This is a genomic window from Pseudomonas sp. R62 (assembly GCF_000257605.1).
Lineage (GTDB): Bacteria > Pseudomonadota > Gammaproteobacteria > Pseudomonadales > Pseudomonadaceae > Aquipseudomonas > Aquipseudomonas atacamensis.
The window spans coordinates 3,036,493-3,041,104 of sequence record NZ_JH635998.1 but is presented as its reverse complement, the minus strand read 5'-3'; the positions used below and the strand labels follow the sequence as shown (position 1 = coordinate 3,041,104).

General features: G+C 61.3%; 6 protein-coding genes. 2 read left to right on the top strand and 4 right to left on the bottom strand.

Translation table 11 applies throughout. From position 1 onward, the window contains the following. The coding region (locus OQK_RS14750; RefSeq protein WP_016773062.1) for a DUF2076 domain-containing protein at window positions 1-311 on the bottom strand (311 nt) is incomplete at its 3' end. 177 nt (window positions 312-488) lie between these two features. Between OQK_RS14750 and OQK_RS14745 the strand changes: the two genes are divergently transcribed. After that, window positions 489-1,163: a YciC family protein gene (locus OQK_RS14745; RefSeq protein ID WP_016773061.1), complete on the top strand. Its 675-nt coding sequence runs from the start codon at window positions 489-491 to the stop codon at window positions 1,161-1,163. Between the two features lie 75 nt (window positions 1,164-1,238). Next, window positions 1,239-2,318, top strand: coding sequence for an endonuclease/exonuclease/phosphatase family protein (locus OQK_RS14740; RefSeq protein ID WP_016773060.1), 1,080 nt, complete (start codon window positions 1,239-1,241; stop codon window positions 2,316-2,318). An 11-nt stretch (window positions 2,319-2,329) separates the two neighbouring features. Here OQK_RS14740 and OQK_RS14735 read toward each other — a convergent pair whose 3' ends face one another. The 3 genes from OQK_RS14735 to OQK_RS14725 all read right to left on the bottom strand — a co-directional run. Then, on the bottom strand, window positions 2,330-2,755 hold the full coding sequence (locus OQK_RS14735) for a hypothetical protein (protein ID WP_016773059.1): 426 nt from the start codon (window positions 2,753-2,755) through the stop codon (window positions 2,330-2,332). Between the two features lie 13 nt (window positions 2,756-2,768). Beyond that, window positions 2,769-3,341: a hypothetical protein gene (locus tag OQK_RS14730; RefSeq protein WP_016773058.1), complete on the bottom strand. Its 573-nt coding sequence runs from the start codon at window positions 3,339-3,341 to the stop codon at window positions 2,769-2,771. Between the two features lie 130 nt (window positions 3,342-3,471). Then, a partial coding sequence (locus OQK_RS14725) for an ATP-dependent helicase C-terminal domain-containing protein (protein ID WP_038860965.1) occupies window positions 3,472-4,612 on the bottom strand: 1,141 nt, incomplete at its 5' end.

Genomic DNA, 4,612 nt, shown 5'->3' with positions numbered 1-4,612 from the left:
CCAAAGATACTCGACAGGAAGCCACCGCCACCGCTGGATGCCGGTGCGCCGCTCTGGGCCTTGGCCGATTGCAGTTCGGCCTGCAGACGCTGGACTTGCTGGGTCAGCTGCTTGTTCTGCTCATCGAGGCTTTTCAGCGCGGCCTCTTGCACCAGAATCGCCTGGGTCATGAAATAGCCTGCCGCCGGCTGGCGCGTCAGGTGTTCCTTGATCCGCGCCTCGGCCTGGGCGTCGCGCGGGGCTGCCTCCGTTTCGGCCTGTTGCAGCCGGGAAAACAGTCCATCGATCAGGGTTTGCTCTTCGCTGTTCATGGCGACCTCGTAGATTGCCGGTAATAACGTGCCCGCGCCCACTCTGGGCGCGGTGCTCTCCTGTAATGGAGACAGTGACAAAACGTTTCAATGGCCTTTACCGAATGTTTACGTTTGTGTCGGCCCGCGTTGCATCGGTTAAAGTGAGCCACTGTTTTCAACCTGCGATACCGACTGATGAATGCCCTCGAAGTACTGCGCGACTCTTTGTATTTTTTCAAACGCCATCTGGGCAGCATCGTGCAGTTGTGCCTGCCGCTGGTGATTGTCGAAGCCTTCTTGCAGCAGGCGGTCGATCACGCCACCGGGCCGGACACCTTCGCCGGCGTCAGCATCATCGTCGGCCTGCTGGTGTATCCGCTGTACACCGCCGCGCTGATCCTGTTTCTCGATGCACGCAGCCGTGGCGAGTCGCCGCGCAACCGTGACCTGCTGGCGATGGCCGCCACCCTGTGGCCGCGCTTCGCGGTGCTGACCGCGCTCAATACCTTGCTGATCCTGCTCGGCCTGTCGTTGTACTTCCTGCCGGGCCTGATGCTGATGGTCATGCTTGCCTTCGCCGAATACCTGCTGGTGCTGCGCGGCCTCGGGCCGTTGCAGGCGATGAAGGAAAGTCTACGGCTGACCCGTGGGCACTTCTGGCGCATCCTGCTGTGCATTCTCTGCGTGATGACTCCGTTGTGGTTGCTCAAGGGCGCGACGCTGGCGGTGTACCCCGAACCGCAGAATCCGCTGATTGCCGGGCTGATCGACAGCGCTCACAGCTTTCTGCAACTGTTCACCAGTGTGGTGCTGTTCCGCCTGTTCATGCTGATCAGCGAATTGCCTGACAAACGTAACGGCGCAGTCTGACCGCGCCGTGCTTGGGCTTCGTCGCTGCCGTCAGGTATGCTCGGGGCCACTTTCTGTAACGCTATAAGCCGAGCCATGACCCGTCTGCTGCGCTACACCCTGCTCCTCGTCATCCTCGCCGTCGTCCTGTTCGGCGTGCTGCTGTTCAGCCTGACCTGGCGCCCCGATGCCCGCGAAACCCTGCCGGTCAGTTGCGGCACCACCGCGCCGACACTGGTGCCCGGGCAAGCACTGAAAGTCATGACCTGGAACGTGCAGTTCCTCGCCGGCAAGCGCTACGTATTCTGGAATGACCTGGCTCAGGGCGACGACGAAGCGCCGACCGCCGAAGACATGGCCTTCAGCCTCGACGAAGTGGCGCGGGTGATCCGTGACGAACAACCCGATGTGGTGCTGTTGCAGGAGCTCGACGACGGCGCCAAGGCCAGCGATTACCAGAACCAGCTCAAACTGTTGCAGGAACGCGTCGCCGATCTGTATCCATGCAGCACCAGCGCCTTCGACTGGAAAGCCGATTTCGTCCCTGAGCCCCACATCTACGGCAGCGTCGGCCGCCAGTTGGCGACGTTGAGTCGCTATCGCATCGAACACGCCGAACGCCTGCAACTGCCCGTCGCCCCGAGCAACGTCATCAGCCGCCAGTTCCAGCCCAAAGACGCTTTGCTGGCAGTCAAACTGCCGCTCAGCGATGGCGGACAACTGACCGTATTCAACACCCACTTGCAGCGCGCCAGCCAGGCAGACGGCAACGTGCAGGCGCAAGTCGCCGCCGTGGCCAAAGTCCTCGACAAGTATGAAAGCCAAGGCCTGCCGTGGCTGATCGGTGGCGATTTCAATCTGCTGCCGCTGGGCCAGTATCGACGCCTGCCGGTCGAGCGCCGCACGCCCTACTCTGCCGACAGCGAACTGCATCTGCTGTGGGACAAGTACCCGATGATCCCGACCAACAACGAGGCCGGCGGTATCGATCGGGCCAAATGGCTGACCCATTACCCCAACGACCCCGGCCTCAACGGCCCGGATCGCACAGTGGATTATCTGTTCTACAGCCCGAAGCTCAAACGCCTGCAAGCGCAGGTGCGGCAGGACGATACCTTGCGCATCTCCGACCATTTGCCGGTGATTGCGCGGTTCCTCCTGCCCGCTGCGCCCTGAGCGCTTTGCCCTTATAAACCGGGCGGAACGTAACCCGGAACATAGCGGACATTGGCGCACTTGCCGTGCAGTATTCGCCCGTCTTCGATCAGGAACTGGGCGATCTTCTTCTGTTGATTGATCTTCGCCTGCAACTTGCAGGTAGAACTGTGGCCGACCTGTTGGTAGTGCTCGGTGTAGACCATGCCATTGCCGGTATGGGTCATCGAAGTGCCGGCCGCTTCGGTGGAGGTCCAACTCGCGGACTTGTGCCAGGTCAGTACGGCCAAGGGTTCGCCGTTCGGGCCGGTTTCCTTTGCCATCGAGTCGGGCGTGCCGAACAGGTCCAGGGCTTCCTGCATATCACGGCCTTCCCAGCGGCTTTGCGCGATAGTGGAACAGCCGCTCAAGAGCAATCCTGCCAGCAGGGTTGCCAGCCATAAACGTGTGTAGGTCATTGGATGCCTCGGCTTATTTCTTCAGTTCGAGCAGGCTGTCGATGTTGTCCATCATCTGGCTCTTTTGCTGAATCGGCGCGAGCTTGAAAAACATCTGCTGCAGCATCTCGATCATCTGCAGGTATTCCATCTTGCCCACGGCGGCCATGTCGTTTTTCGCGCGACTGCCCGGCGCACAGGCAAACTTCAGCGCCTGCTGGACCCAGAACTCTTTCGGGGTCTGCCATTGGTTGGCAACTTTCAGATGACGCATGGTGTAGGCGAGACGCTCGATGGACTGGCCATTGATGAAACGCACCTTGCCCGTAGAGCATTGGGCTTCGAGGTTATAGACGTCGATCATCGGTTTGCCCGGCTCTTCATAAACCAGAGTCACCGCGACCATGGTTGCGCCTTTGGTTTTCTGCGAAGGCACCACCGACGTCGCATCGGCGACGTACATGATGTTTTTCTGGGGCACGCCGTTGCCGTAGATAATCCACCAGTCGCCAATCGGATTGGGCTCTTCGGCCATGGCCGAACTGGAGGCGGCCAATAGCGCAGCCGACAAGAAGATCAACTTCCTGAGCTTGAAGAAAGAGGTCATGGGCAGTTCCGTTCCTTGGGCGCAAGTTGCCAGGCAACAAGGCTGGTTATTGTTCAGGCGGCGATTTTGCGAGCCGGAACAACCAAGGGCAATTAGCACGGATGGGCTAATGGCGCGCAGCCATTGCGGGTCAGGTGCCGCGTGGTTTCGCCCGCGCCGTGGCTTCGGCGACCAAGGGATCGTCCGGCCAATAGTGCTTCGGATAACGCCCCTTGAGATCCTTCTTCACCTCGGCATAGGTGCTGCGCCAGAAGTTGGCCAGGTCCTGCGTGACCTGCACCGGCCGCCGCGCTGGCGACAGCAGATGCAGCTTGACCACTTGCCGGCCGCCGGCGATCCGTGGCGTATCGGCCAGACCAAACAGCTCTTGCAAACGCACCGCGAGAATCGGTGGATGTTCGCTGTAATCCAGACGAATCGATGAACCCGACGGCACGCTCAAATGATGCGGCGCCAGTTCGTCGAGCTTCTGCGGCAGCGGCCACGGCAGCAGATTACGCACGATGCTCGACAGGTCGAGGTTGGCGAAATGGCTGAGCCGCGAGACCTTGCCCAGATACGGGATCAGCCAGTCTTCCAGGGAATTCAACAATGCCGCATCGCTGACATCCGGCCATTGGCTGTCGTCCTGAGTGCTCAGATCAAGCTGACGCAACAGCGCCACCCGCGCTTGCCATTGGCGCAGTTCCGGCGTCCACGGCAACAACTCAAGACCCTTGCGCCGCACCAGATTGACCAGCGCCTGACTGCGCGCGTTTTCATCCAGACCGGTCAACGGTTCGCGGCTGAGAATCAGCTCGCCGACCTTGCGCTGGCGCTCGGCACGCAGCACGCCTTCGCGTTCATCCCAATCGAGTTGATCGACGCTGCGCACTTGTTCGGCGAGCACCGAATCGAACAGCGCCGGATCGAAATCCGCCGCCAGATAGATGCGTTCTTCGCGCTGGCCCTGACGGCTGCCGAGGTCGGCGATGACGATCCACTCGTGCTTCATCAGGCTGTCGGCCTCAGCGAACAGCGCGGCGCGACCGTTGGCCAAACGGTATTCGGCGCCACCGGCACGCCGTTGCTGGGCGACGCGATCCGGGTAGGCCAGCGCCAGCAGCGCGCCGAGCCAGCGCGGATGCTCGGGATCGTTTACCGGTTCGCTCGGCTTGCCGCGCAAGTAGCCGCGATACTGCCGAGCCAATTGCCGGGCACGTTGCACCCCGCCCTGCGCGCCACGACCGGCACGTTCTTCGCCGGAAAGCAGGACCAACCGGCTGTGCAGA

Bases quoted from the DNA above. Each gene is read 5' to 3' on its own strand.
- OQK_RS14745 (WP_016773061.1), top strand. From the start codon at position 489: ATGAATGCCCTCGAAGTACTGCGCGACTCTTTGTATTTTTTCAAACGC.
- OQK_RS14740 (WP_016773060.1), top strand. From the start codon at position 1,239: ATGACCCGTCTGCTGCGCTACACCCTGCTCCTCGTCATCCTCGCCGTC.
- OQK_RS14735 (WP_016773059.1), bottom strand. From the start codon at position 2,755: ATGACCTACACACGTTTATGGCTGGCAACCCTGCTGGCAGGATTGCTC.
- OQK_RS14730 (WP_016773058.1), bottom strand. From the start codon at position 3,341: ATGACCTCTTTCTTCAAGCTCAGGAAGTTGATCTTCTTGTCGGCTGCG.